Here is a 25106-nt window from a genome sequence, read left to right on the forward strand (position 1 = left end):
TGACTTCGTCGCGGATTGCCGCGCCGGAGCCGTGCCGTCAGACCTGATCCGCCGGCGAACGATCACATTCCGGCACCCTCGACCGCCTCAAGATCAAACGCCGCCGCCATGAGCGCGCGGGTGTAGTCGGTTTGGGGCGCATCGAAAATCTCGTCCGCCGAACCTGCCTCGACGATATCACCCGATTTCATCACCAGCACCTTGTGCGCCAGCGCCCGCACCACCTTCAGGTCGTGGCTGATGAACAGGTAGGCCAGTCCGTGGCGCTTTTGCAGCGTGCGCAGAAGCTCGACGATCTGCACCTGAACCGTCATGTCGAGCGCTGATGTCGGCTCGTCGAGCACCAGCAGGCGGGGGCGCAGGATCATTGCGCGGGCGATCGCGATGCGCTGGCGCTGGCCGCCGGAAAACTCGTGCGGATAGCGGTGCATCGTTTCGGGGTCGAGCCCGACCTCGGCCATGATCTCGGCGACCATCTCGCGCCGGTTGCGCCCCGGCTGAACGCCGTGCACGCCAAGCCCTTCGGCAATGATCTCTTCCGCCGTCATCCGGGGCGAGAGCGAACCATAGGGATCTTGAAACACGATCTGCATATCGCGCCTGATACCGCGCAACTCGCGAGGGCTCAGGCCCTGGATGTTCTGCCCGAGAAATACCACCGGGCCCTGCGATCCGATCAGCCGCATCACTGCGAGCGCCAGCGTGGTCTTGCCCGAGCCCGATTCTCCGACAATCCCCACCGTTTCGCCCGCGCGCACCGAGAAGTTCGCGGCGTTCACCGCCTTGATGTGCCCCACGGTGCGCCTGAGCAGCCCCCGCGTGATCGGAAACCAGATCCGCAGGTTTTCCGCCCGGGCGATTTCTTCCGCGCCTTCCGGCACCGGATCGGGCCGCCCCGCCGTAGCAGCGGAGATCAGCATCCGGGTGTAGGGATGGCGCGGGTTGGCAAAGACCTCCGCGGTCGGCCCGGTCTCGACAATCTCGCCATCCTTCATCACGCAGACCCGATCGGCAAACTTGCGCACGATCGCGAGATCGTGGGTGATGAACAACAGGCTCATGCCCTCGGCTCTTTTCAGATCGACCAGAAGATCGAGAATCTGCGCCTGGATGGTCACGTCGAGTGCTGTTGTCGGCTCGTCGGCGATCAGCAGGTCAGGGCCGTTGGAGAGCGCCATGGCGATCATCACGCGCTGGCGCTGGCCACCGGAAAGCTGGTGCGGAAAGGCGTTGAGCCGTTCCTCGGGGTTTGGGATGCCGACCTTGTCGAGCAGTTCGAGAATCCGGGCGCGCAGCGCCGGGCCCTTCAGCCCCTGGTGGAGCATGATGGTTTCGCTGAGCTGCTTCTCGATCGTGTGCAGCGGGTTGAGAGAGGTCATCGGCTCCTGGAAAATGAAGCTGACATCGTTGCCCCGCACCGCGCGCAGCCGGGTGGCCGATGCGCCAAGGAGCTCGTGTCCCTCATAGCGGATCGAGCCGGATACGGTGGCGCTGTCGGGCAGGAGCGAAACGGTCGACAGCGCGGTGACCGACTTGCCGGACCCGGATTCGCCCACCAGCGCCAACGTCTCGCCCTTTTCGATGTGAAAACTCACATTCTTTACCGCAGGGTTCTCGAGTCCGTCCTGCCGGAACGACACGTTCAGATCGGTAACTTCCAGCACCCTCATTGGAACGTCTTCCGCGGGTCGAAGGCATCGCGCACGCCCTCGAAGATGAAGACGAGGAGCGAGAGCAGCACGGTGAAGGTGAAGAAAGCGGTGAAAGCGAGCCAGGGCGCCTGCAGGTTCTGCTTGGCCTGCCGGGTAAGCTCGCCAAGCGACGGTGCCGAGGAGGGCAACCCGTAGCCGAGGAAGTCGAGCGCGGCCAGCGTGCCGATGGTGCCGGTGATGATGAAGGGCAACATGGTGAGCGTGGCCACCATCGCGTTGGGCAGCATGTGACGGAACATGATCACCCGGTTGGAAACCCCGAGCGCCTTGGCCGCGCGCACGTATTCGAAGTTGCGCGCGCGCAGGAACTCGGCCCGCACCACGCCCACCAGCGCGGGCCAGCCGAACAACACGGTGACGAAGACCAGAAGCCAGAAACTTCGCCCGAGGATCGCGAACAGGATGATGATGACGTAGAGCGACGGGGTGGAGCCCCAGATTTCGAGCAGGCGCTGGAATATGAGATCGATCCAGCCGCCGAAATAGCCCTGGATCGCGCCCGCGGCGATGCCGATCAGCGAGGTGAGGACCGTCACGATCAGGGTAAACAGCACTGAGAGACGGAAGCCGTGGATGACCCGGGCGAGCACGTCGCGCGCGGTGTCGTCGGTGCCGAGCCAGTGCTGGTTGTCCGGCGGCGAAGGCGCGGGGCCGCCGATGTCGTTGATCGTGTCGTAGCTGTAGGGGATCGGCGGCCAGAGCAGCCAGCCCTTGTCGATCGCCACGCCATCGACAACGTCATCCTGCGCGTCCTCGATCACGCCCTCGGGGTCTTCAAAACAGCGCTCGTTGCCTTGCGCGACGATCAGGCACTGCACCTCGATATCGCCGTACACCGCCTCGGTGCGGAAATCGCCGCCAAACTCGGTTTCGGGGTAGAACTGGAAGACCGGGGTGTAGAAGTTGCCCGCGTAGCGCACGAGGAGCGGCTTGTCGTTGGCGATGAGCTCGGCGAACAGCGTCATCGTGAACAGCACCGAGAAGACCACGAGTGACCAGAAGGCCCGACGGTTGCGGCGGAAGTTCCGCCAGCGGCGCTGGTTCAGGGGCGAAAGTGTCATCCGCCTGACGGGTTCGACAGGGGCGAGCGGTGCCTTGGAAAGGCCATCCGACGCGGTTGTGATGCCGTGATCGCGCGCCTCCTTCATCAGCCCTCCCTCCGCTCGAAGTCGATGCGCGGGTCGATGAAGACATACATGAGGTCCGACAGGATGCCGACGAGCAGGCCGACAAGGCCGAAGACGAAGAGCGTGCCGAAGATGATCGGATAGTCGCGCGCCACCGCCGCCTCGAACCCGAGCCGCCCGAGCCCGTCGAGCGAGAAGATTGTCTCGATGATCAGCGAGCCGCCGAAGAACACGCCGATGAACAGGGCCGGAAACCCGGAAATCACGATCAGCATCGCGTTGCGGAAGACGTGGCCGTAAAGCACCCGCGATTCCGAAAGGCCCTTGGCCCGCGCGGTGATCACGTATTGCTTCTTGATCTCGTCGAGGAAGGAATTCTTCGTCAGCAGCGTGAGGGTGGCGAAGCTGGCGATCGTCGAGGCCGTGACCGGCAGGGCGATGTGCCAGAAGTAGTCGAGCACCTTGCCGATCAGGCTCAAGTCTTCCCAGTTGTCGGAGGTGAGCCCCCTCAGCGGGAAGATCTGCCAGTAACTCCCCCCGGCGAAGAGCACCAGCAGCAGGATGGCAAAAAGAAAGCCCGGAATGGCATAGGCCACGATGATCAGGCCGGAGGTGAAGGTATCGAACCGCGTGCCGTCCCGCACTGCCTTCCTGATGCCGAGCGGGATCGAGACGAGATAGGCGATCAGCGTCGACCAGAGCCCCAGCGTGATCGACACCGGCAGTTTCTCGGCGATCAGTTCGAACACGCCGATGGAGCGGAAGTAGCTCTGCCCGAAATCGAGCCGCATGTAGCGCCACATCATGTTCAGGAAGCGTTCGAGCGCGGGGATGTCTTCCTTGAAACAGGCGTCGTTCTCGATGTCGGGCTCGCCGTCAAACTCGGGGGCGCAGACAACGCGGGCAAAGCCCATCTCGATTTCCAGGCTATCAAGGAAGTCCTGCGGCAGGCCGCGCGCGCCGAGATAGCGCTCGTCGCCGCCGCCGGAGCTGTCGGCCGCTTCCGAGCCGCCGCCGGAGATCGCCTCGAACACGTCACCCTCGCCCTCCATCTGGGCGATGATCTGCTCGATCGGCCCGCCGGGGACGAACTGTGTCAGCGAGAAGTTGATGATCATGATCCCGATCAACGTCGGGATGATCAGCAAGATCCGCCGAAGGATATAGGCTCCCATGTTGCTCCTGTCCTGCCTGTTCCCTGCCCCGGATCAGCGCAGTGCGCCGGACGCTTTGAGCGCCTCGTATTTTTCTTCGTCGAACCACCAGAAATCGAGGTAACCCAGATCGTAGGGCGGCATATTCTCGGGATGTTCGAACATGTCGTAATAGGCGACGGTGTGCGTGTCCTTGAACCATTGCGGCACCACGAATTTCAGCGCCCGCAGGGTGCGGTCGAGCGCCCGCATCGCAGCCACCATGTCTTCGCGGGTTTCGGAGTTCGACGCGATCTTGATCAGCGCGTCCACGGCCGGATGCGAGATCCCCGCCGGGTTGAACAGGCTGAACTCGGCTTCGCGCGAGCCAAAGGCCTGCTCCAGCCCCGATCCCGCCTCGTAGCCGATCGAGAGGTGATCGGTCATCATGTCGAAGTCGAAACTGCGCGACCGCTCGACATATTGCGCGGTATCGACACGGTTGTGCACGGCATCGACCCCGAGCGCCTTGAGGTTGGCGACGTAGGGCTGAACCACCCTGTCGAAGGCCGGGGAATATTCAAGAAATTCCACCGTCAGCCTTTCGCCTTCGGCATTGCGGCGGATGCCGTCGTCGCCCACTTCCCAGCCCGCTTCGTCGAGCAGCGCCGAAGCGGCGCGCAGTTGCGCCCGATCAAGCTGGCGGGTGCCCGAAACCGGCGGCATCACCACTTCGTCGGTCAGCACGCCTTCGGGCAGGATGTCGGCGAGCGGTTCCAGAATGGCCAGCTCCTCGGGCGAGGGCAGACCGGTGGCCTCGTTGTAGCTGTTGCTGGCAAAGCCGGTGATCCGGGCATAGAGCTCGTAAAACAGCGTTTCGTTCGACCACTCGAAATTGAACATCCGGCTGATCGCATCACGCACGCGAATGTCCTGGAATTTCTCGCGCCTCAGGTTGAACACGAAGGCCTGGCCCGAGGCCTGCGAGCCGTCGTCCAGTTCCGCCGTCACGACCTCGCCGTTTTGCGCGAGGTCAAAATCGTAGCCCGTCGCCCATTGCTTCGAGCTGTTCTCGATACGGAAGGTATAGGCCCCGGCCTTGAACCCCTCGAAGGCGGCATCGCTGTCTGCGAAATATTCCACCCGGATACGGTCGAAGTTGTTGCGGCCTTTCATGATCGGCAGATCGGCGGCCCAGTAATCGGGATTGCGGCGATAGACTATGCGCTGGTTGATGTCGTAGCTGTCGCGCACATAGGCGCCGGTGCCGAGCGCCATTTCGAGCCGGCTTTCATCGAGCTGAGCGCCGGTTTCCTCGAACCAGGCTTTCGACATCACCGGCGTCGCCCCGGCCTGATCGATCCGGTCGCGCTTCGAGCTGTCGGCCACGAAGGTGAACTTCACCCGATGCTCATCCAGCGCCTCGACGCCCTCGACGATCCGCGCCACGCCCTCTCGGTAGCTCGGAAGGCCTTGTTCCATGAACAATTCGTGGGTGAAGGCGACGTCGTGCGCCGTCACTGGTGTGCCATCTGCGAAAGCGGCTTCGGGACGGATGTTGAAGATCACCCAGGCATGGTCCTCGGGGTATTCCAGTGTTTCGCAGATCAGGCAGTAACTCACGCCGATTTCGTCGGCGGTGGAGGTCATCAGCCGTTCGATATTGATCGACGCCCCCCAGCCCGACACCCCCTTGCGGCTGTAGGGGTTGAAACTGTCGAAGGTGCCCATCGTCCACAACGCGATCTCGCCGCCCTTCGGCGCATCGGGATTGACGTAATCGAGGTGGCTGAAGTCGGGCCCATACTTGGGTGTGCCGAAATAGGAGAAGGCATGCGACGTTGCCGTTTCCTGGCTCCGTGCTGCCAGCGTCGAGGCCAGCAACGCAAGGGCACCGAGGACAAACAGGCTGGCAAGTGCGCCGAGCGACGCGATGGGGCGTGAAGCGGTGCGGGCGCGCGGGCGTTCGGATACGGCGTGATACTTCATCGGGTGTCCTCCGTCATGACGGCGCGGCATCGCCGCTGGTATTCCCGGTTACGCTAAAGCGCGCCATGGCGCGGCTCAAGGCGAGAATTCGTGAACACCGCCGTGATCTCCCGCAGGACACGGAAAACAAGACGGCCGCCCCTTCCGGGACGGCCGCCGATCATTCAACCGTGAAGCCGATCAATTGCCGATGGTGGCGAGATAGGCGATCAGGTCGGCGCGTTCCTCGATATCCTTGAGGCCTGCGAAGGTCATCTTGTTGCCGGGGGCATAGCCGCGCGGGTCTTCGAGCCAGGCGTCGAGATTTTCCGGCGTCCAGGTTTCGTCCGACATCGCCAGAAGCGCGTCGGAGTATTCGAAGCCATCCATCGCTGCCTTTTCGTGCCCGACGATATTGTAGAGCGCAGGCCCGGTGGTATGGGCGCCTTCTTCGAGTTTGTGGCACGCCCTGCACTTGCCGAACACCCGCTCGCCCTGAGACGGGTCGGCATTTTCGTAGACATCGGCAAAGGCGAGTTCGACTTCCTCTTCCTCCTCCTCGGCCTCGCCATCGACATCGCCGCCGATGTTGAACCCGCGCACGACGGCGTGTTCCTCGTCACCGTGGTGATCGTCGGCCACCTTGTAGAGCGCCGAGGCGCCCCAGTTGGCCAAGAGCATGATAAGTAGTGCGCCAGCGGCGCTGGCGCCGAGCTTGATCAAGTTGTTTGTGTTGAACATGTCGCGGTCCGTGGTTCCCTGAGTCCCACGCCTTCTATCCGCTTCCCTTGCTACGTTTCAAGCGATATGAGGCGCGACGAAATGCCTTGCCCCGCGTTTGCACGTTCTGGAGGGGCAAAAACCCGGGGAGGACAGGACGATATGAGTGGCAAGATCGCCTTTCAGGGGGAGCCCGGTGCTTATTCGCACGAGGCCTGTCGCGAGGCCCACCCCGATATGGAGGCGCTGCCCTGCCACACCTTTGAAGACGTGATCGCGGCGGTGCGCGATGGCGCTGCCGATCTCGCCATGCTGCCGGTCGAGAACTCGACCTACGGGCGCGTCGCCGATATTCACCGCCTGCTGCCGGAGAGCGGGCTGCACATTCTCGCCGAGGCCTTCGTGCGGGTCCGCATCAGCCTGCTCGCTTTGCCCGGCACCCCGCTCGAACAGATCAACACGGTGCGCGCCCACCTCGTTCTCCTGCCGCAGTCGTCGCGTTTTCTGAAACTGCACGGCATCACCGGTGTCGCGGCCGCCGACAGCGCCGGTGCCGCCGCCGATCTCGCCCGTCTCCGCACCCGCGGCGAAGGGGTGCTCGCCTCGACGCTGGCGGCGGAAATCTACGGCCTCGACGTTCTGGCGCGCGATATCGAAGACCATGGCCACAACACCACCCGCTTCGTGATCATGGGGCGCGACCTCGATCTCACCCGGCGCGGCAACGACGGCATGATGACCACCTTCGTCTTCGAGGTACGCAACATTCCCGCCGCGCTCTACAAGGCGATGGGCGGCTTTGCCACCAACGGCGTGAACATGACCAAGCTGGAAAGCTACATGATCGACGGCTCCTTCACCGCCACGCGCTTCTACGCCGATATCGAGGGCCACCCCGACGATCGCTCGGTGCAGCTTGCGCTGGAAGAACTGGCCTATTTCACCAACAATCTCGATATTCTCGGGGTCTACCCCGCCGATCCGCGCCGCCACGGCGTCGGCCGCGCTTCTTAGAGCGCGCCGGCCTTCGCCCGCGCCTCGATCTCGGACGCGAACTCACCCACCCGCTTGCGGAACCGCTTGAGCACGCTCTGGCGGGCCAGCTTGAGCGACTGGATCACCAGCCGGGCAGGGATCGTGCGCGGGCGGGCATCGAGCGACAGGTTCATCCGGGTGCGGTTGCGTGACATCGCCACGAGGTCAATGACCAAGACCATTTCGACGGCCTTAGACGTGGTGTCAAACCGCATCCGTTCCGGCACCTGGTATTCCGCCAGTTCGATATCGAGCTTGCGTTCCTTGCCGCGGTATCTGAACGCCGCGCGCCATGACATGCCAATCCCCGGAACTGTCAGCGTGTCGCTCCGCATCACTTCCGCGCCACGTCGGAGAACCGCGCGCTCGAACCCGTCGAAATCGGACAAGTGCTCGAAAACCACCTCGATCGGTGCTTCGATATCTTCGCGGGCTGCAAGTTTCATGTCTGGTTCGTTTCACTGCTCTGGGGTTGCAACAAGTCTCGCTGCAATTGAATCGGTCCGCAAGTCGCTTTCGCATGACGGTTTCGCGATCGTGGGCCCTGTTGCAGGCCCGGAAAGCCGGCGGGATGTCGTGCCGTCGGTCCGGGATGCTCTGGCGGGCACTGCTGCGCCTTTTGCCTGACGGAAAGTTTACCGGATGATCCGATCCCCGGGGGCATCTCCGCCTTGCTCGTCTTAAAGTTGCACGATAGAGTTCACAGACACGTAAAGGTTACCTTCAGTAGGGATAGTGCGAAACCACCGGAACAATCCGGGGACGAAGGGAAGGGGTGCGGGACATGAGCCGACCCGCTGCGAGCGACGCGGCCACACGTGCCCGTTATCTCGATCTCCGGATTCTGGCGACGAGCGATTTGCACATGCATCTCCTGGCCTTCGATCACGCGGCCGGACGTGCCGGGGCTACCACGGGCCTCGCCCATACCGCGACCCTGATCCGCGCCGCCCGGGACGAAGTGCAAAACTCGATCCTGCTCGACAATGGAGACTTTCTGCACGGCAGCGCGATGGGCGAGGCGATCACTAAAAACGTTCTCGACGGGCGACGCATGCCGCGTGGCGCCCACCCGGTCGTTGCTGCCATGCGCGCGCTCGACTACGACGCGATAACCCTCGGCAACCACGATTTCGATCATGGCGTGGATTATCTCGGCGAGGTTCTGCGCAATGCGCCTTTTGCTGTCGTCGCCTCCAATCTCACGCTTGCGCCTGCCACCAATGCAGGCGGCCCACGCCCGCTCGCGTTTACCCTGCCGTTCGCCTTGATCGACCGAGAGGTGACCGATCGCATGGGGAAGCCGCACCGGCTCAGGATCGGCCTGCTCGGGATGCTTCCCCCGGGTTCGGTCAGCGGTCTGCACAACGGCCCGTTCCGTGCCGAAACCCGCGATATCGTCGAGACGGCGCGGGTGATGGTGCCGCAACTGCGCGGACTTGGAGCCGACATCGTGGTGGTCATGGCGCATTCCGGCATCGGCTGCGATACCGCGACGCCCGGGATGGAAAACGCCGTCGTCCCGCTGGCTGCCGTGCCGGGGATCGACGCGATCGTGGCCGGCCATGCGCATCAGGTATTCCCCGCCGAGACCGGCAAGTGGGTGGTGCCCGTCGACCCGGTCTCGGGACGCATCCACGGTGTCCCGGTCGTCGCGCCGGGGTTCTGGGGCTCGCACCTCGGGGTGATCGACCTGGCGCTTGCCGCGCGGCCTGAAGGCGGCTGGCGCATAGCCGATGCGAAAAGCTGTGCCCGACCGGTTGCCCGGCGCGACGGGAAAAACGGCATGGTGGTGAGCGTTGTTGCACCCGACACCGGACTCCTCGCGCTGTTTGCCCCGGTAAGCGCTGCGATCTCCCGGCGCAACGGCCGTGCACTTGGTGAAACCCGCTGCCGCCTGCACACCTATTTCGCCACCGCAACCCCCGCTCCGGCGCTCGATCTCGTGCACCGCGCGATGCTGTGGTATGGCCAGACCCAGATCGACGGTCTTGGCCCCGACAGGTTGCCGATGGTCGCCTCGACATCGCCGTTTCGCGCCGGCGGGATCGCGGGCCCCGGCTATTTCACCGACATCCCGCCCGGCCCGATTTCGCTCGCGGCATTGGACGAAATCTATGCCTTTCCCAACAATCTTTGCGTCTTGCGCCTGACCGGGGCCGAGCTTGGCGATTGGCTTGAACGCGCCGCCAGCGTCTACAACACCATCCTGCCGGGCGGTGGCGACCAGCCGCTGATCTCCCCGACAACGCCCGCCTACGCCTACGAGAGCGTCGCCGGGTGCGACTACCGGATCGACCTCGCCACCCCGCCCCGGCATGACCCCCTTGGCGGGCTGCGCGATCCGGCGGCCAACCGGATACGCGGGTTGAGCATCAAAGATGTCCCGATCACGTCCGACGCGGAAATCCTGTTGCTGACCAACAGTTTCCGGGTAACCGGCGGCGGGAACTACCCGGTGCCGAAGGGCGATTGCTTCATTCGCGACGTTCCGATCTGTGTGCGCGAGGTGATTGCCGAATTCCTCGCCGCGACCGGCCCTTATGACGCCGCGCCACTGGCATGCTGGCGTTTCGAGCCGGTGGAAGCTGCACGCGCGACGGTGCTTTCAGCGCCAGCGGCCAGCACGGTGCTCCAGGAGTCGGCGCGGACAATCGTCACGCCGGGTGCATTTCGGGATGACGGGTTTCAAGCCTTCCATCTCGAGCTCTGACTTGCATCGCCCGGGCGGTTTGCCTATATGCGCCCCTGAGAGGTTGGCGCGGGCAAGCGCCTCGCCAACCCGGTCAGGTCCGGAAGGAAGCAGCCGCAACGAGCCCCGCTTGGGTCGATGTCCAGCCTCTCACCTTTCCCCCCACCCATTGTTTATCGCGCGTTGTGCGCCGTTGCGTCGCGGCCTAGTCTTGCCATGCTCAGGTGTATGGAGAAGCACGATGGCAGCACAACCACGCCTCGGTCCCGAAGACTGGCTGCGCGCTGGTCTCGTGGCGCTCGCAACCTCGGGCCCCGAGGCGCTGAAAGCGGAATCTCTCGCTCGGGCGCTCGGGACGACGAAAGGCAGCTTTTACTGGCATTTCGAGAACATTGACGCCTTCAAATCCGCGCTGTCGGAGTTTTGGCTCGGCCGCGCCGAGACCGCGCTCAAAGAGGCATCCGAAACGGAGGCAACAGCGGCCGAACGTCTGCGAAACCTCTCGCAGTCAATCGGAAGCACCGCGGACGAGGCGCGGACTGAAGCGGCTTTCCGGGCCTGGGCGCAGTTTTTCGGTTCCGCGGCAGAAGCCCTTTCCAGGATCGACGCGGCTCGGATCGTCCATATCCGCGCTGTCCTCGATGCCCTTGGGCTGACGAACCCGGAATTTGCCCGCATCGTCTATGGCGCACATATCGGCATGCTGACGCTGCCCGGCGGCGATGGTGCGAACGAGAGCGCCCGGTCCACCCTGACAGCGGCGCTCCTTGCCTTGCAGGAAGGGTGAACCGGGGTGTGTCGTGAAAGTTCAGGGATGCACCGGCTGTTGCCGCGACTTTGAGTGGTAGAGCCGTCGCCATTGTTCTGAAACGGTCGCACGCCTATACCGGGTGGCGACCAGTCCGGCCGGTGGAACATACCTCATGCCCGAGATGCGCGATGACGATGCAAGGCGCCCGCGTGGCAACTGCGACAGGGGCGGCCATGACAGGGCACCCTGACGTGAGCGCCGTGCTCGATCCGGGCGAAACGCTCCTCTGGCAAGGTCGCCCGAGGCCTGGCCGACCGATCTCGCTCCGGTCGAAACGTCTTGGCGCAGCCCTCTTTCTCGGCTCCCTTCTGTTGCTGTTCCTTGCGCTCTGGCTTGAGATCTTTCTTGGCCACACGCCGCAATGGCGGCTGGTGGTCTATCTTTTGGTGTCAACGGCGGCCTTTTGCACCTATCTCGGGCTGCGCCTCACCTTGCTTGACCGTCGCCGCGCCCGGGCCCGGGATGCCGCCACGGTCTATGCCATCACCGACCGGCGTGCCCTCGTGCTGGCCGGACCCTATCGTGCCGAAGTCGGTCTTGGTCCGGAGGTTTCGGTGCAGGGGCAGGGCGCAACGCTTTTTGTCGAAGGCCCCGAAGCGCGCCTTGCCTTCGAGCGTCTTGACGCCGCAGAACAGGCGCGCGACATCCTGCTTGCACGGATCGAGGACCGCTCATGACCACGCTCACCTTCACAAATGCCCGCCTGATCGACCCGGAAACCGGGACAGAGGGCATCGGCAGCCTTGTCATCGAGGAGGGCGTGATCGTCGGGCGCGATCTTGCACCGCGCGGCGAGGTGTTGGACTGCGCCGGAAAGTGCCTCGCGCCGGGGATCGTGGATATCGGCGTCAAGATCGGCGAGCCGGGGGAGCGCCACAAGGAAAGCTTCCGCACCGCGGGCGAAGCGGCGGCGGCCGGGGGGGTGACAACGATGGTCACCCGTCCCGACACCACGCCGGCAATTGATACGCCCGAAACGCTCTCCTTCGTCACGCGCCGCGCCCGCGAGGTTTCGCCGGTGCGGGTCCACACCATGGCTGCGCTCACCAAGGGGCGCGAGGGCCGCGAGATGGTCGAGATCGGGTTCCTGATGGACGCCGGCGCGGTGGCCTTCACCGATTGCGACCATGTCGTGACCGACGCCAAGGTTTTCTCCCGCGCGTTGACCTATGCCCGTAGCCTCGGTGCGCTGGTGATGGCTCATCCGCAGGAGCCGGTGCTCACGAAAGGGTCCGCTGTCACCTCCGGCAAATTCGCGTCCCTGCGCGGCCTTCCGGCGGTTTCGCCGCTGGCCGAGCGCATGGGGCTGGAGCGCGATCTGGCGCTGGTGGAGATGACCGGCGCGCGCTACCACGCCGACAACCTATCCACCGCGGTGGCTTTGCCGGTTCTGGAACGCGCCAAGGCGGCGGGGCTGGATGTCAGTGCCGGGATCAATGTCCACCACCTGACGCTGAACGAGTTTGACGTCGGCGACTACCGCACCTTCTTCAAGCTCAAGCCGCCGCTGCGGTCAGAGGCGGATCGCGTGGCGATGGTCGAGGCGGTCGCATCCGGGCTGATCGACGTGATCTCGTCGATGCACACCCCGCAGGACGAGGAATCGAAGCGCCTGCCGTTCGAAGAAGCGGCCTCCGGGGCCGTGGCCCTCGAAACGCTCCTGCCGGCCGCGCTGCGGCTCGTGCACGCGGGGGCGCTCTCGCTTGCCGAACTCTGGCGCCCGCTCTCGCTCAATCCGGCGCGCCGCTTTGGCTTGCCCGGCGGCACGCTGGCCGAGGGCGCGCCTGCCGATCTGGTGCTGTTCGACCCCGAGGTGCCCTTCGTGCTCGACCGCTTCGCGCTGCGCTCGAAATCCAAGAACACGCCGTTCGACGGGGCGCGCCTGCAAGGCCGGGTGCTCGGCACTTGGGTTGGCGGTGTGCGGGTTTTCGACTGATCCGGCCGGGGCAGATCCAGGCGCCGAGGACTTCAGACACCCGTCACCCGTGCTTGCCGCCGGGCCCGGAAGCCGGGTGCGGCAGACGCGGGGCAGGGGTGGTGAATTGTCGCCGACATGAACCAGGGCCGGATACGCTGTGGTTGCCCAAATCGTGAAGGACGGGCACGCGCATGCGCGGAGGTCTGCGTGTGCCACCGCTTCCCCCGGCCCGCGGAACAGGATATTGATCGGCCCATGAGATGGACTCTGCCCAATATCCTCACCACCGCCCGCCTCGTGGCGGTGCCGCTGCTGCCGGTGATGTTCCTGTTTTTCGACCGGCCCTGGGCTGATTGGTATGCGATGGTGTTGTTCATCGTCGCGGCGATCACCGATTTTCTCGACGGCTACCTCGCCCGCGCATGGCGGCTTGAAAGCCTGTTTGGTGCGGCGATGGACCCGATCGCCGACAAGGCGCTGGTGATGATCGCGCTGCTCGTCATCAACGGTTACGCCGGGCTCACGCCCTGGATCATGCTGCCCTCGGCGATCATCATCTATCGCGAGGTCTTTGTTGCCGGTCTTCGCGAGAGCCTTGGCGACAAGGCGCGGGCGCTCAAGGTCACCAAACTGGCCAAGTGGAAAACCACCAGCCAGATGGTTGCGATCACGCTGATTTTCGCCAAGGGTGTGTTCGAGCATCATGCGCGCATCGAAAGCGGGAGCGAGCGGATCTGGCTGATGGGCTGGGCCGACTGGGCCGGAAACGCCGGCATCGTGCTGCTTTGGGTTGCGGGCCTGCTCACCATCGTCACCGGATGGGACTATTTCCGCAAGGCGATGCCGTTTCTGAGGGAGGAACCCGATGCTTGAGGTTCTCTATTTCGCCTGGGTGCGCGAACGCATCGGCGAGCCGCGCGAACGGATCGAGACGACTGCCGCGACGGTTGCCGACCTGGTCGACGAGTTGCGCGGCCGGGAAGGTCGCTATGCGCTCGCCTTCTCCGATCTTGCCGCGCTGCGTGTTGCCATCGACCAGGAGTTGGCGGACTGGGACAGCCCGATCGAAGGCGCGCGCGAAGTGGCCTTCTTCCCGCCGATGACGGGGGGGTGATGCGCGTTCGGGTGCAATGCGAGCCGTTCGATCTTGCGGCCGAGCTGGAAGGTTTCGGGGCCGAGGGCGACGTCGGCGCTCAGGTTACCTTCACCGGCATCGTGCGGGCCACCGGCGGGCTGACCCGGATGGAGATCGAGCATTATCCCGGCATGACCGCCCGCGCGATCGAGAAGATTGCCACCGAGGCGGTATCGCGCTGGGCGCTCGACGATTGCCTGGTTGTTCACCGCTACGGCACGCTCGCCCCGGGCGACCAGATCATGATGGTCGCCACCGCCAGCCGCCACCGCGCCGCCGCCTTCGAGGCTGCCGAGTTCCTGATGGACTATCTCAAGAGCCGCGCGCCGTTCTGGAAGAAGGAATACGGGGCCGACGGGGCGGCGTGGGTCGAAGCCAGGGACGAGGACGAAGACGCGCTTTCGCGCTGGTAACTCAACTCGGCCCGATCACTTCGCAGGTGGTGTTGCGCGCCGAGAGGCGGCGGCAGGCCAGATCGGCCCCTTCCTCTGTCAGACCGACGAAGTTGGCTTCGTATCCCCGCGCGCTGCGCGCGACCTTGCGCAGCGCCTCGCCCAGCGTGCTGAGTTCCACCAGCGCGGTTTTCAGAAGGATCCGCTCGGCTTCGTATTCCGAGGTGTAGCGGCCGACGTTGATCGCCCAGTGTCGTCCGCCCGCGCTCGACAGCCGGGTGATCACCTCGGGCCGTTCCGGTTCGGCCTGCGGATCGGGCTCGACGGCGGCAAGGATGATCTCGGCCGGGCGCGGCGCGGGCACCGGGGCTGTCCGGGGTGCCAACGCGGTGGCTGCCACCACTTCCGCGGCAATCTCCGGTTCCGGCTTCTGTGTTGCGGCTGCGGCAACGACAGGTTCTGTTGCCTCAAGTTCGGGCGATTTCGCGCTCACCACGGTGGAAATCACGCCTTCGATCTCCGCACCGATGGCCGCGACGAGCGCCTCGTCGGGCACGGCGGGAACAGGGCGGGGCATCGGCCGGATCGACCGGTTCGGGGCCCGCACGACCCGGATCACCTTGCCCGCGACGTCCGGCGCGGTGCTGTCGGCGGCAACCACGATCGCCGCGCCGCCACCCGGGCCGGTGTAGGCGGGCTTTGATGTCGGGCGCAGCGCCACCCGCGTCGGCACCTTGCGAAAACCGAGATCGAGAAGTTCCGCGACTTTCTGGTTACGCGATGCCGTTGACTGGCCACCGAACACGGTGGCGATGATCCGTTTGCCACCGCGCTCGGCGGAGGCCACGAGGTTGAAGCCGGCCGCGCGGGTATATCCCGTCTTGATCCCGTCGGCACCCTTGTAGGCATCGAGGAAACGCCGGTTGGTATTGGGCACCTGCGCCACGCCCGCGTCGGCGGAGCGCCGCGAAAACAGGTTGTAATACTCGGAGTAGTCGAAAAACACGTGACGTCCGAGGATCGTCATGTCGCGCGCGGTCGACATGTGGCCCGCCTGGGTCAACCCGTGCATGTTCTTGAACTGGGTCCGGTTCATGCCCAGCGCCTTGGCCGTGCGGGTCATTCTTTCGGCATAGGCCGCTTCGGATCCGGCGATGGCCTCGCCGATGGCGGTGGCGGCATCGTTGGCCGAACGCACGGCGGCGGCACGGATCAGGTAGCGCAGCTTGATTTTCTGCCCCGTCCGCAACCCGAGTTTCGAGGGCGGTTCGGAGGCGGCGTTGGCCGAAATCGTCACCATCGTGTCGAGGCTGATCTCGCCATGCTCGATGGCCTGAAACGCGACATAGAGCGTCATCATCTTGGTGAGCGAGGCGGGGTGAAGCTGGGTGTCGGCGTTGCGCGCGTGGATCACCTCGCCGCTGCGCATATCCATCACCATCGCCGCATAGGGTGCGGCCATGGACCGGACGCCAACCGGCGCAAACACGATCGACAGGAGTAGAATACGGACAATCTGCCCCGGACGCAGTTTCACGTCATCACCTGTATCTGCCTCAATGCGCCGGATCTTTGCCCGACATCGTTTTGATTTGCGAAGAGCTTAGCAGAAAGCGTCACGGCGGAAAACATCTTAAATTCAATGTCTTTCGCGAGGATGCTGATTTGCCGCAGGCAGATGTTGGGGTTTGGAAATGGGCGGCCACTAAATCGGCGGTCATGTCCAGAAGATAGCGGCGCCTAGCCGATTTGGTCGATCACGCGGCCCAGCTCCGCGAGGTTGTCAATCTGGAAGAACCGTTCGTCCTCGTGGGGGGCCTCGGCGTGTTCGAGGCTCCAGGTCAGATCATGCGGCACGTGAACTGCCCAGGCCCCGGCCTCCAGTGCCGGGATCACGTCGGATTTGAGCGAATTGCCCACCATCATCGCGGTCTCGGCGCCGCCGCCATGGCGCTCGAAGGCGGAGGCATAGATCTGCGGTGTCTTGTCGGAAACGATCTCGACCGCGTCAAACATCTCGCCCAGTCCCGATTGCGCCAGCTTGCGCTCCTGGTCGAGCAGATCGCCCTTGGTGATGAGAACCAGCGTGAACCGGCCTGCGAGCCCTTCCACGGCATCCCGCGCCCCCGGCAGGAGTTCGATCGGGTGGTCGAGCATCTGTTGCCCGGCCTCGATCAGCGCGCGGATGACCCGCGCCGGAACCCGCTCCGAGGTCACCTCGATCGCGGTCTCGATCATCGAAAGAACGAAGCCCTTGATCCCGAAACCGTAGCGCCCGAGATTGCGTTGCTCGGCCGCTTCCAGCCGTTCGGCGAGGTGATCCGCCTCGGCGTAATCGGTCAGCAGGGTCGCGAATCGATCCTGGGTCATCTGAAACAGCGCCTCGTTCTGCCAGAGCGTATCGTCGGCATCGAAACCGATGGTGGTGAGGTTTTGCGTCATTGCCGCCTTTCCGGTCACGCTGATGTCAACCGGGCCTTTTTCATCCCGGGATTTGACGCTATATAGTCCTGCCTGAATATGACGGAACTGAGCAGCGAAAGGATCGTCGTGTCGCAAGACCGGATCAACCCCTATCTGATGGCTGGAGAAGGTGACGACGACACGGGAGTCGTCGTCCAGACCAGGACGCGCACCCAGCGTCCTCCGATGTACAAGGTGCTGCTGCTGAATGACGATTTCACGCCGATGGAATTTGTCGTGATGGTGCTCGAACGGTTCTTCGGGATGAACCACGCTCAGGCCTTCGAACTGATGCTGACGGTGCACAAGAAGGGCCTTGCCGTGGTTGGCGTATTCACCCACGAGATCGCCGAAACCAAGGTCACGCAGGTGATGGAAGCGGCGCGCCAGCACCAGCACCCGTTGCAATGCACGATGGAAAAGGAATAGCGCGCGCCTGCTGCGCGCCCTTGCCATGACCGCCTCCCGCCTCACCCTCGCGCTCGACAGCGGCGCGCTCACCCTGCCCGAAGGGCCGGTTGCCGTGTTGGGGCCGCCCGCGGGCTTCGATCTCTCCGCGCTGCCGCGTGACCGCGTCACCATCGTGAGCCACTTCGCCCCCGATGTCGCCCGCTGGAAAGCGGCCGGGTTCGAGACGACCCGCGACACGCCCGACGCCGCCGCCGCACTCGTCGTGCTGCCGCGGTCCAAGGATGCAGCGCGCGCCCTGATCGCAGAGGCAACAGCCCACGCGCCGCTGGTGCTCGTCGACGGTCAGAAACATGACGGGGTCGATTCGGTGCTGAAGGCGGTGAAGGCGCGGGTTGCGCCCGGCGGCGTGATCTCGAAGGCGCATGGCAAGCTGTTCTGGGTCTCGGGCGGCGATTTTTCCGACTGGGTGGCGCCCGATCGCATGGTGGCAGGTTTCGTCACTCGCCCCGGTGTGTTTTCCGCCGACGGGCCCGACAAGGGCTCGCAGGCCCTCGCCGCCGCGCTGCCGCCGCTCAAGGGTCGGGTGGCCGATCTCGGCGCGGGCTGGGGCTTCCTCGCGCGCGAGATCCTTGCCTCCGAAGCCGTAACCCGGCTCGACCTGATCGAGGCCGACGCGGTGGCGCTGGATTGCGCCCGCCGGAATATCACCGACCCGCGCGCCGGTTTTCACTGGGCCGATGTCACCGGCTTCCGGCCCGATCAGCCCTATGACACCGTGGTGTCAAATCCTCCGTTTCATGTCGGGCGCGCGGGCGACCCCGGGCTCGGGCTGGCCTTCATCGCCGCCGCCCGCAGGATGCTTGCCCCGCATGGCAGCTTCTGGATGGTCGCCAATCGACACTTGCCCTATGAGGACGCCCTCGGGCGCGCTTTCGGCACCGTCGAGGAGGTCGGCGGCGCGCCGGGCTTCAAGGTGATTCACGCCACGAGGCCGCATCGCCTGCGGGGCTGATCCGCGCTAGGCTCGGTCAAAGGAATCAGGAGCCAACTCATGTCCTTTTCGATTTCCGGAAAAACCGCCATCGTTACCGGCGCCGCCAACGGCGTGGGGCTGGCCATTGCCCGACACTTTTCGGAACAGGGTGCCAACGTGGTCTGCGCCGATATCGACGAGGCCAGGCTGATCGACGAGTTTGGCCACAATCCCGAGAACGGCGTCGAGCAGGAAGCGGCCGAGGCGAACAATATCCGCATTTTCGCGGGCGACCTGCGCAAGAAGCTCACGATCAAGAACCTGATTTCCACCACGGTCGATTCCTTCGAGCGGGTCGATATCCTGGTGAATGCCTCGCGCCAGGTCTGCACCTCCGATCCTCTCGACATGTCGGACTCAACCGTCGAGAATCTCATCGAACAGAACCTTATGACCGCGCTCCGGCTCTCACAGGCGGTGGCAAAACGGATGATGCGGCAAGGCGAGGCTCAGCCGGAAGACAGCGATGAACCACTCGGTGCGATCGTCAACCTTTCGTCGATCGCGGCGACCCGCACCCAGCCGGGGTTGATGGCCTTCTCGATCTCCGCAGCCGCGCTCGAACAGATGACGCGCGCATTCGCGGTGGCGCTCGCCCCGCACCGTATTCGCGTCAACGCGATCAGCTTTGGCTCGGTGATGAGCGCAAGTCTGCGCGACGCCCTGCGCGAGCACGATGACATGCGCGGCATGATCATCGACGGCACCCCGCTCGGGCGCATCGCGGGCGCAAACGAAGTGGCCGAAACCGCCCGTTTCCTCGCGTCCGAGGGCGCGGGGTTCATGACCGGACAGATCCTCACCGTCGATGGCGGCCGCACGCTGGTCGATGCGGTTGGTGCCCCGGCGCACTGAGCCGTGCCAAGGCTCGTTGCGGCCTACTCGGGAAACTGAACCGCGCATTGCGCAATGTTGCGCGAAAGCCTTTGGCGCTCGGCTTCCAGGGTGCTGAGCTTGGCTTGTTCGGCCGCGCGGCTGATGGGGCGCTTGTCATACATCGGCAGGCCGTCATCGGCGGTGCAAAGCCCGACAAACCCGCTGCGCTCGATGCAGTAGTGCACCCCGTGCTCCCAGCGGGCAGGCACCAGCCGGAAACCCCGGCGCAGGATCTCGCGGGTATCGCGAATCTCCGCATCCACCGTGCGCAGTTCCGCCCGATAGGGCGCCTCGCATTGTTGACGCGGCGTGATCTCGCAGGCGGCGAGCAGGATCGGAAGGGCGAGGATCGCAAGGGCGGAAATGCGCATCGAAGGTCTCCTTGTCGGCGCAGGATAGCGTGATACCTGCCCGGGCGAAATCGCCCTTTTCGTGGGTGGTCGTTTCCTGCTAGCCATCGGCAACCGCTCAAGGAGGCACGGATGACCGAGACGATGACCGAAGAAAAGGCCCGCGCCGCCGCCTGGTTCCGCAGCCTGCGCGACGATATCGTGGAGGCGTTCGAGGCGATGGAACTGAGCCATGACACCGGTCCCTTCATCGACAATCCTGCCGGTCGCTTCGACGTGACCGAGACCAGGCGCGCCTCCGAGGATGGCAGCGATGCAGGCGGCGGGTTGATGAGCGTGATGCGCGGCGGGCGGGTATTCGAGAAGGTTGGCGTCAATGTCTCGACCGTATTCGGCACCCTTGGCGCGGCCGCGCAAAAGGCGATGGCGGCGCGCGGCGTGCCGGGCATGGATGACGATCCGCGGTTCTGGGCCTCGGGGATCAGCCTCGTCGCCCATATGCAGAACCCGCATACCCCGGCGGTGCACATGAACACCCGGATGTTCTGGACTCCGAATGCCTGGTGGTTCGGCGGCGGTGCCGATCTCAACCCCTGCATCGAGTATCCAGACGACACCGCACATTTCCATGCCGCGATGAAGGCCGCCTGCGACGCCCACGCGCCGGACTACTACGATCGGTTCAAGGCATGGGCCGACGAATACTTCTTCGTCCCGCACCGGGGCCGGGCACGGGGTGTCGGCGGAATCTTCTACGACGATCTCAACACCGGCGACTGGGAGGCCGATTTCGCCTTCACCCAAGCGGTCGGCCGGGCGTTCCTGCCGGCGTTCCTGCCAGTCACCGAGCGTCGCCGCGATATGCCCTGGACCGAGGCCGACAAGGATCAGCAACTCGTGCACCGCGGCCTCTACGCGGAATACAACCTCGTCTATGACCGCGGCACCAAGTTCGGCCTCGCAACCGGCCACGATGCCAACGCGGTGCTGATGAGCTTGCCGCCGCTGGCGAAGTGGCCCTGATCGCGGGCGCGCAAGCCTAGTCGCGCGCCACGTTCGGGATCGACGAGGCCGTGAGCCCTTCGCCGCCGCCGTAGCCGCCACCGCCACCCTTGGGGTCGGAACCGTAGCGGTTGCCGCCCCGGGTGCCTTCGCTGGCCCACCAGACGATCAACAGAATGATCCCCACGATCGGCACGAGCGCGATCCAGTACCACCACCCGGTGCGATCCGTGTCGTGCAAACGCCGCACCGCCACCGAGATCATCGGCAAGAGCGTTGCCAGCGAGAAGATCCCCGACAGGATCGGCGTATCCGTCGACGCCTCGAAGCCGAATTCCGTGGTCGTCGTGGTGCCGAACAGGAATGAATCGACCATCGACAGAACGATTTGCCCCGCAAAGACGAACAACGCGAACCACCAGAACTCCGACCGCACGGCACGGCCCGAAAAGGTCACATATTTGGAAAAACAAGTCTTGATCGACTCTGCGAATGTCATGAGCCGCACTCCCCTTCTGAAAACACCCGGATTCTGCGCCCCTTCACCGTCAAAATCAACCGCAGCGATATCGCGACAGGCAACTATTTTCGGCCGATCCTGGGCTCCTCGCCACGCATCAACCGGCCGATGTTAGGCCTGTGTCGGGCGAAGATCAGGGCACCGAGAAGCAGTGCGAGCACGAAAACGTCGGCGCGCCCGAGCGCCAGCGCCCAGACCGGCGTGAGTGCCGCCGCCGCGAGCCCGGCAAGCGAGGAAATGCGGAAAATCGCCGCAAAGGCGACCCATGTGGCGGCAGCGGCCAGCCCCACCGGCCAGGCAACCGCGAACATCGTCCCGAGCCAGGTTGCCACGCCCTTGCCGCCGCGAAACCCGATGTAGACCGGAAAGAGATGGCCGAGATAGGCCGAAAGCCCCGCCACCTGCGCCGCGTCGTCGCCCAGCAGCGCGCGCGCCGCCAGCACCGCAAAGGCCCCCTTGCCGACATCGCCGATCAGGGTCAGCAGCGCCGCGAGCTTGTGGCCGGTGCGCAGCACATTGGTGGCCCCGATATTGCCCGACCCGATCGCGCGGATATCGCCAAGGCCAAAGAGCCGCGCCCAGACCAGGCCAAAGGGCACCGAGCCGAGCAGGTAGCCGAGCAGGGCGACAAGAACGAGGAGCGGGAACGACGTGATGATCTCGGGCATGGTTATCTATCGCGTGACAACATCGGCCCGACAAGGGAAAACACGCCGGTTGGCGGTGTCAAGAAATCCCGTCGCGGAATTGGCGGAAACCGTCGGAAATGGTCCGGCGCAATCGCGGCGCTTGTAAAGGCGCGGTCCGCGATCGGTTGAGTGCCGTCGATTGCTTCAGCCGTGATCCTGCAAATGGCCATGGATCGCCTCGGCCAGGGCCACCGAGATCCCGGGCACCGCCTTCAGATCGTCGAGGCTGGCGCGCGCCACGGCCTTCGCCGAGCCGAAGTGGCTGAGCAGGGCGCGCTTGCGGGTTGCACCGACACCGGGGATCTCGTCGAGCGGCGTGGCCCCGATCGCCTTGGCGCGCTTGGCCCGATGGGTGCCGATGGCGAAGCGATGCGCCTCGTCGCGCAGGCGCTGGACGAAGTAGAGCACCGGATCGTCGCGTTTCAGCGCGAAGGGGCGTCTGCCCGTGCGATGGAATTCTTCCTTGCCCGCGTCGCGGTCGATGCCCTTGGCGACGCCGATCATGGCGATGTCTTCCACGCCGAGGTCTTCAAGGATGCCGTTCACCGCCGAAACCTGCCCCGCGCCACCGTCGATCAGCAGAAGATCGGGCCAGGTCTCGCTCTCCCGATCCGGGTCTTCCTTCAGAAGCCGTTTGAAACGGCGGGTGAGCACTTCTTTCATCATGCCGAAATCGTCGCCGGGCGTGAGATCATCGCCCCGAATGTTGAACTTGCGATACTGGCTCTTCATGTAGCCTTCCGGCCCCGCCACGATCATCGCGCCCACGGCATGGGTCCCCTGGATGTGGGAGTTGTCGTAAACCTCGATGCGGCGGGGCGGCTGGTCGAGCCCGAAGGCTTCGGCAAGCCCGTCGAGCAGGCGGGCCTGCGTCGCGGTCTCGGCCATCTTGCGGCCAAGGCTTTCGCGGGCATTGCGCGCGGCACTGGCGACCAACTCGGCCTTCTCGCCCCTCAGCGGCACCGCGATCTCGACCTTGCGACCGGCGCGTTCGGTGAGCGCCTCCGCCATGAGATCGAGGTCTTCGATCGGGTGGCTGAGCAGCAAGAGGCGGGGCGGATCTTTCTGGTCGTAGAACTGGCCGATGAAGGCTTGCAGCACCTCCGCCTCGCCCGCGCCCGCACCGGTGCGGGGGTAGAAGTCGCGGTTGCCCCAGTTCTGGTGCGCGCGGATGAAGAACACCTGAACGCAGGCCTGCCCGCCCTCCATGTGCAGCGCGATCACGTCGGCCTCGGCGACCCCGCGCGGATTGATCCCTTGCGAGCTTTGCACCTGCGTCAGCGCCCTGATCCGGTCGCGCAGGCTGGCCGCGCGCTCGAATTCCATCGCTTCGGAGGCGGCCTGCATGTCGGCGGCGAGCTGTTCCTGCACCTTGGTGGTGCGGCCGGAGAGGAAGCGCTCGGCATCGCGCACGAGGGTGGCGTAGTCGGCCGCGCTCACCTTGCCCACGCAGGGGCCGGAACAGCGCTTGATCTGGAAAAGCAGGCAGGGCCGGGTCCGGCTGTCAAACATCGCGTCCGAGCAGTTGCGCAAGAGAAAGACCTTCTGCAACTGGTTCAACGTGCGGTTCACCGCGTCCGCGCTGGCGAAGGGGCCGTAGTAACGCCCCTTGTCCTTCTTCGCGCCGCGGTGCTTGCGGATCTGCGGGAAGGGATGATCGGTGACGAGGATATTGGGGAACGACTTGTCGTCGCGCAGCAGCACGTTGAAATGCGGCTTGAGCTGCTTGATCAGGTTCTGTTCGAGCAGCAGCGCCTCGGTTTCCGACCTCGTGGTAAGAAACATCATCGAGGTCGTCTGGCTGATCATCCGGTCGATCCGGGCGGAATGGCCGGTGAGCTTGGCGTAATTGGCCACCCGCTTCCTGAGGTTCTTCGCCTTGCCGACGTAGAGCACCCGGCCTTTCTCATCGAGCATGCGGTAGACACCCGGCGAACCGTCGAGCCGTTTGACGTAATCGGCGATCACCGCATGGCCGCGCCGAGTGACGGTGGTCTCGCTATGGTCGGGTGCCTCGCTCATCTGCCCTGCCTACTGATTCCCGGTGCTGCCTGCAATCTGGTGACGAGGAGTTCAAGTCCAAACCTGCCCACAGAATCTGTGGATAACTCAGTGGATTGCCGCCGGGTATCGCGGATTTGGCCCTGTATCAGGTTGGCTTCGTCGGAGTGCCTAATTATTAGGCGACATTTCAAGCACCTGATATCAAAGGAAAAAAAATATGACTAATATGACAATATTGTAAACTTCTGAAATCATTCGCGAAACCCTGTGCGATTCAGGCAAGTATGGCGCGAGGTGCACAAGTTGCCGCGTGGTCGGCCGGGGGGAACTACTCCAGCCCGAGCACGTCGGGGGTTTTCCAGCCCAGATGCTGGCCGCCGTCGACCGCGATCATCTGGCCGGTCACCGCCTTGGCGTCGATCAGGTAGCCGAGTGCCGCGGTGATATCGTCCGCATCCGCGCCGCGCTTGAGAACCGTATTCGCGCGTTGCCGGGCGAAATGCTCGTCGCTCTGCCGCGCGCCGATCAGCGTTGGCCCCGGGCCGATGGCGTTGACGCGGATCCGTGGTGCCAGAGCCTGTGCGGCGGTGCGGGTGAAGGCCCAGAGCCCCATCTTGGCGATGGTGTAGGTCATGAATTCCGGCGTGGGCTTCCAGACCCGTTGGTCGAGCATGTTGATGATGAGGCCGGTTGCACGCGGTTCGCCCGCCTCGCAATGGGTATGATCGGGGGACTGCGCGGCAAAGGCTTGCGCGAGGAAGAACGGCGCGCGCAGGTTCGAGCCGATGTGGCGATCCCAGTTTTCCGGCGTGGCGGTTTCGAGCCGGTCGTAATCGAAGATCGAGGCGTTGTTGATGAGCAGGGATATCTCCCCGCCCAGGACCTGCGCCGCTTGCGGCACCAGTGCTTCGGTGGCTTCGGCGTCGAGCAGGTCGGCCTGAAGGGCTACGGCGCGCACGCCTGCGGCCTCGCAAAGCGCCACGGTTTCGCGTGCGCCGTCTTCGCTGCCCGCATAGTGCACCGCCACGTCCCAGCCGCGCGCCCCAAGGTAGACGGCCATCGCCCGCCCCAGTCGCGCGCCTGCGCCCGTTACCAGTGCCCGTCCCGGTTCCATC

At 64.6% G+C, this 25106-nt stretch carries 25 protein-coding genes and 1 other RNA gene; 13 read left to right on the forward strand and 13 right to left on the reverse strand.

Going from position 1 to position 25106, the window contains the following annotated elements:
• Positions 1 to 62: 62 nt before the first annotated feature.
• From B9Y97_RS09650 to B9Y97_RS09670, 5 genes are all read right to left on the reverse strand, one after another.
• Positions 63 to 1670 (reverse strand): ABC transporter ATP-binding protein, encoded by a 1608-nt coding sequence (locus tag B9Y97_RS09650; protein WP_085526534.1) that lies wholly within the window; start codon positions 1668 to 1670, stop codon positions 63 to 65.
• The gene (locus B9Y97_RS09655; protein ID WP_085528199.1) at positions 1667 to 2773 is read right to left on the reverse strand and encodes an ABC transporter permease; all 1107 of its coding nucleotides are present in this window, start codon (positions 2771 to 2773) and stop codon (positions 1667 to 1669) included. Before B9Y97_RS09655 ends, B9Y97_RS09650 begins: the two co-directional genes overlap by 4 nt.
• Before the next feature lie 86 nt (positions 2774 to 2859).
• On the reverse strand, positions 2860 to 4014 hold the full coding sequence (locus B9Y97_RS09660; RefSeq protein WP_085526535.1) for a microcin C ABC transporter permease YejB: 1155 nt from the start codon (positions 4012 to 4014) through the stop codon (positions 2860 to 2862).
• Positions 4015 to 4047: 33 nt separating this feature from the next.
• Entirely contained in the window at positions 4048 to 5961 is a 1914-nt protein-coding gene (locus tag B9Y97_RS09665) for an extracellular solute-binding protein (protein WP_085526536.1), read from the reverse strand.
• A 180-nt stretch (positions 5962 to 6141) separates the two neighbouring features.
• Positions 6142 to 6681 (reverse strand): c-type cytochrome, encoded by a 540-nt coding sequence (locus tag B9Y97_RS09670; RefSeq protein ID WP_085526537.1) that lies wholly within the window; start codon positions 6679 to 6681, stop codon positions 6142 to 6144.
• A 141-nt stretch (positions 6682 to 6822) separates the two neighbouring features.
• On the opposite strand from B9Y97_RS09670, the gene B9Y97_RS09675 reads away from it, so the two are divergent.
• Complete coding sequence (locus B9Y97_RS09675) at positions 6823 to 7674, forward strand: prephenate dehydratase (protein ID WP_085526538.1); 852 nt, start codon at positions 6823 to 6825, stop codon at positions 7672 to 7674.
• On the opposite strand, the gene B9Y97_RS09680 is transcribed toward B9Y97_RS09675, so the two are convergent.
• Positions 7671 to 8141 carry an SRPBCC family protein gene (locus B9Y97_RS09680; protein ID WP_085526539.1) on the reverse strand — a complete coding sequence of 157 codons (471 nt, stop codon included), beginning with the start codon at positions 8139 to 8141 and terminating at the stop codon, positions 7671 to 7673. The two genes, B9Y97_RS09675 and B9Y97_RS09680, sit on opposite strands and share 4 nt — an antisense overlap.
• A gap of 338 nt (positions 8142 to 8479) precedes the next feature.
• On the opposite strand from B9Y97_RS09680, the gene B9Y97_RS09685 reads away from it, so the two are divergent.
• The 8 genes from B9Y97_RS09685 (at position 8480) to B9Y97_RS09720 (ending at position 14664) form a co-directional block, all read left to right on the forward strand.
• Positions 8480 to 10408: a 5'-nucleotidase C-terminal domain-containing protein gene (locus tag B9Y97_RS09685; protein ID WP_085526540.1), complete on the forward strand. Its 1929-nt coding sequence runs from the start codon at positions 8480 to 8482 to the stop codon at positions 10406 to 10408.
• Between the two features lie 36 nt (positions 10409 to 10444).
• Positions 10445 to 10543, forward strand: an RNA gene (gene ffs, locus B9Y97_RS09690) — signal recognition particle sRNA small type.
• Positions 10544 to 10628: 85 nt separating this feature from the next.
• Positions 10629 to 11174: a TetR/AcrR family transcriptional regulator gene (locus B9Y97_RS09695; RefSeq protein ID WP_085526541.1), complete on the forward strand. Its 546-nt coding sequence runs from the start codon at positions 10629 to 10631 to the stop codon at positions 11172 to 11174.
• Positions 11175 to 11371: 197 nt separating this feature from the next.
• Positions 11372 to 11875, forward strand: a complete 504-nt coding sequence (locus tag B9Y97_RS09700; protein WP_139828271.1) for a hypothetical protein — start codon at positions 11372 to 11374, stop codon at positions 11873 to 11875.
• The gene (gene pyrC, locus B9Y97_RS09705; RefSeq protein ID WP_085526543.1) at positions 11872 to 13134 is read left to right on the forward strand and encodes a dihydroorotase; all 1263 of its coding nucleotides are present in this window, start codon (positions 11872 to 11874) and stop codon (positions 13132 to 13134) included. The genes B9Y97_RS09700 and pyrC overlap by 4 nt, the downstream gene beginning before the upstream one ends.
• Positions 13135 to 13371: 237 nt before the next feature.
• Entirely contained in the window at positions 13372 to 13989 is a 618-nt protein-coding gene (gene pgsA / locus B9Y97_RS09710) for a CDP-diacylglycerol--glycerol-3-phosphate 3-phosphatidyltransferase (RefSeq protein ID WP_085526544.1), read from the forward strand.
• Positions 13982 to 14230: a molybdopterin converting factor subunit 1 gene (gene moaD, locus B9Y97_RS09715; RefSeq protein ID WP_085526545.1), complete on the forward strand. Its 249-nt coding sequence runs from the start codon at positions 13982 to 13984 to the stop codon at positions 14228 to 14230. Before pgsA ends, moaD begins: the two co-directional genes overlap by 8 nt.
• On the forward strand, positions 14230 to 14664 hold the full coding sequence (locus B9Y97_RS09720) for a molybdenum cofactor biosynthesis protein MoaE (protein ID WP_085526546.1): 435 nt from the start codon (positions 14230 to 14232) through the stop codon (positions 14662 to 14664). The genes moaD and B9Y97_RS09720 overlap by 1 nt, the downstream gene beginning before the upstream one ends.
• Before the next feature lies 1 nt (position 14665).
• Here B9Y97_RS09720 and B9Y97_RS09725 read toward each other — a convergent pair whose 3' ends face one another.
• Complete coding sequence (locus tag B9Y97_RS09725) at positions 14666 to 16105, reverse strand: D-alanyl-D-alanine carboxypeptidase family protein (RefSeq protein WP_085526547.1); 1440 nt, start codon at positions 16103 to 16105, stop codon at positions 14666 to 14668.
• 278 nt (positions 16106 to 16383) lie between these two features.
• Positions 16384 to 17085: an HAD family hydrolase gene (locus B9Y97_RS09730; RefSeq protein ID WP_085526548.1), complete on the reverse strand. Its 702-nt coding sequence runs from the start codon at positions 17083 to 17085 to the stop codon at positions 16384 to 16386.
• 138 nt (positions 17086 to 17223) lie between these two features.
• On the opposite strand from B9Y97_RS09730, the gene clpS reads away from it, so the two are divergent.
• From clpS to B9Y97_RS09745, 3 genes are read left to right on the forward strand one after another with little or no spacing between them, the layout of a single operon-like run.
• The gene (gene clpS / locus B9Y97_RS09735; protein ID WP_176224415.1) at positions 17224 to 17535 is read left to right on the forward strand and encodes an ATP-dependent Clp protease adapter ClpS; all 312 of its coding nucleotides are present in this window, start codon (positions 17224 to 17226) and stop codon (positions 17533 to 17535) included.
• A 25-nt stretch (positions 17536 to 17560) separates the two neighbouring features.
• Positions 17561 to 18529: a class I SAM-dependent methyltransferase gene (locus B9Y97_RS09740; RefSeq protein ID WP_085526550.1), complete on the forward strand. Its 969-nt coding sequence runs from the start codon at positions 17561 to 17563 to the stop codon at positions 18527 to 18529.
• 39 nt (positions 18530 to 18568) lie between these two features.
• Positions 18569 to 19405, forward strand: a complete 837-nt coding sequence (locus tag B9Y97_RS09745; protein ID WP_085526551.1) for an SDR family NAD(P)-dependent oxidoreductase — start codon at positions 18569 to 18571, stop codon at positions 19403 to 19405.
• A 23-nt stretch (positions 19406 to 19428) separates the two neighbouring features.
• Here the strand turns inward: B9Y97_RS09745 and B9Y97_RS09750 are convergent, their stop codons facing one another.
• Entirely contained in the window at positions 19429 to 19797 is a 369-nt protein-coding gene (locus tag B9Y97_RS09750) for a hypothetical protein (protein ID WP_085526552.1), read from the reverse strand.
• A 111-nt stretch (positions 19798 to 19908) separates the two neighbouring features.
• On the opposite strand from B9Y97_RS09750, the gene hemF reads away from it, so the two are divergent.
• Positions 19909 to 20799: an oxygen-dependent coproporphyrinogen oxidase gene (gene hemF, locus B9Y97_RS09755; protein ID WP_085526553.1), complete on the forward strand. Its 891-nt coding sequence runs from the start codon at positions 19909 to 19911 to the stop codon at positions 20797 to 20799.
• 16 nt (positions 20800 to 20815) lie between these two features.
• On the opposite strand, the gene B9Y97_RS09760 is transcribed toward hemF, so the two are convergent.
• From B9Y97_RS09760 to B9Y97_RS09775, 4 genes are all read right to left on the reverse strand, one after another.
• On the reverse strand, positions 20816 to 21277 hold the full coding sequence (locus tag B9Y97_RS09760; RefSeq protein ID WP_085526554.1) for a DUF805 domain-containing protein: 462 nt from the start codon (positions 21275 to 21277) through the stop codon (positions 20816 to 20818).
• An 83-nt stretch (positions 21278 to 21360) separates the two neighbouring features.
• Positions 21361 to 21966, reverse strand: coding sequence for a glycerol-3-phosphate 1-O-acyltransferase PlsY (gene plsY / locus B9Y97_RS09765; RefSeq protein WP_085526555.1), 606 nt, complete (start codon positions 21964 to 21966; stop codon positions 21361 to 21363).
• A gap of 165 nt (positions 21967 to 22131) precedes the next feature.
• A complete protein-coding gene (gene uvrC, locus B9Y97_RS09770; RefSeq protein ID WP_085526556.1) occupies positions 22132 to 24009 on the reverse strand; it encodes an excinuclease ABC subunit UvrC in 1878 nt (625 codons plus the stop codon).
• A gap of 310 nt (positions 24010 to 24319) precedes the next feature.
• Positions 24320 to 25105, reverse strand: a complete 786-nt coding sequence (locus tag B9Y97_RS09775; protein WP_085526557.1) for an SDR family oxidoreductase — start codon at positions 25103 to 25105, stop codon at positions 24320 to 24322.
• Position 25106 lies beyond the last annotated feature (1 nt).

This window comes from Maritimibacter sp. HL-12 (genome assembly GCF_900177545.1).
Lineage (GTDB): Bacteria > Pseudomonadota > Alphaproteobacteria > Rhodobacterales > Rhodobacteraceae > Sinisalibacter.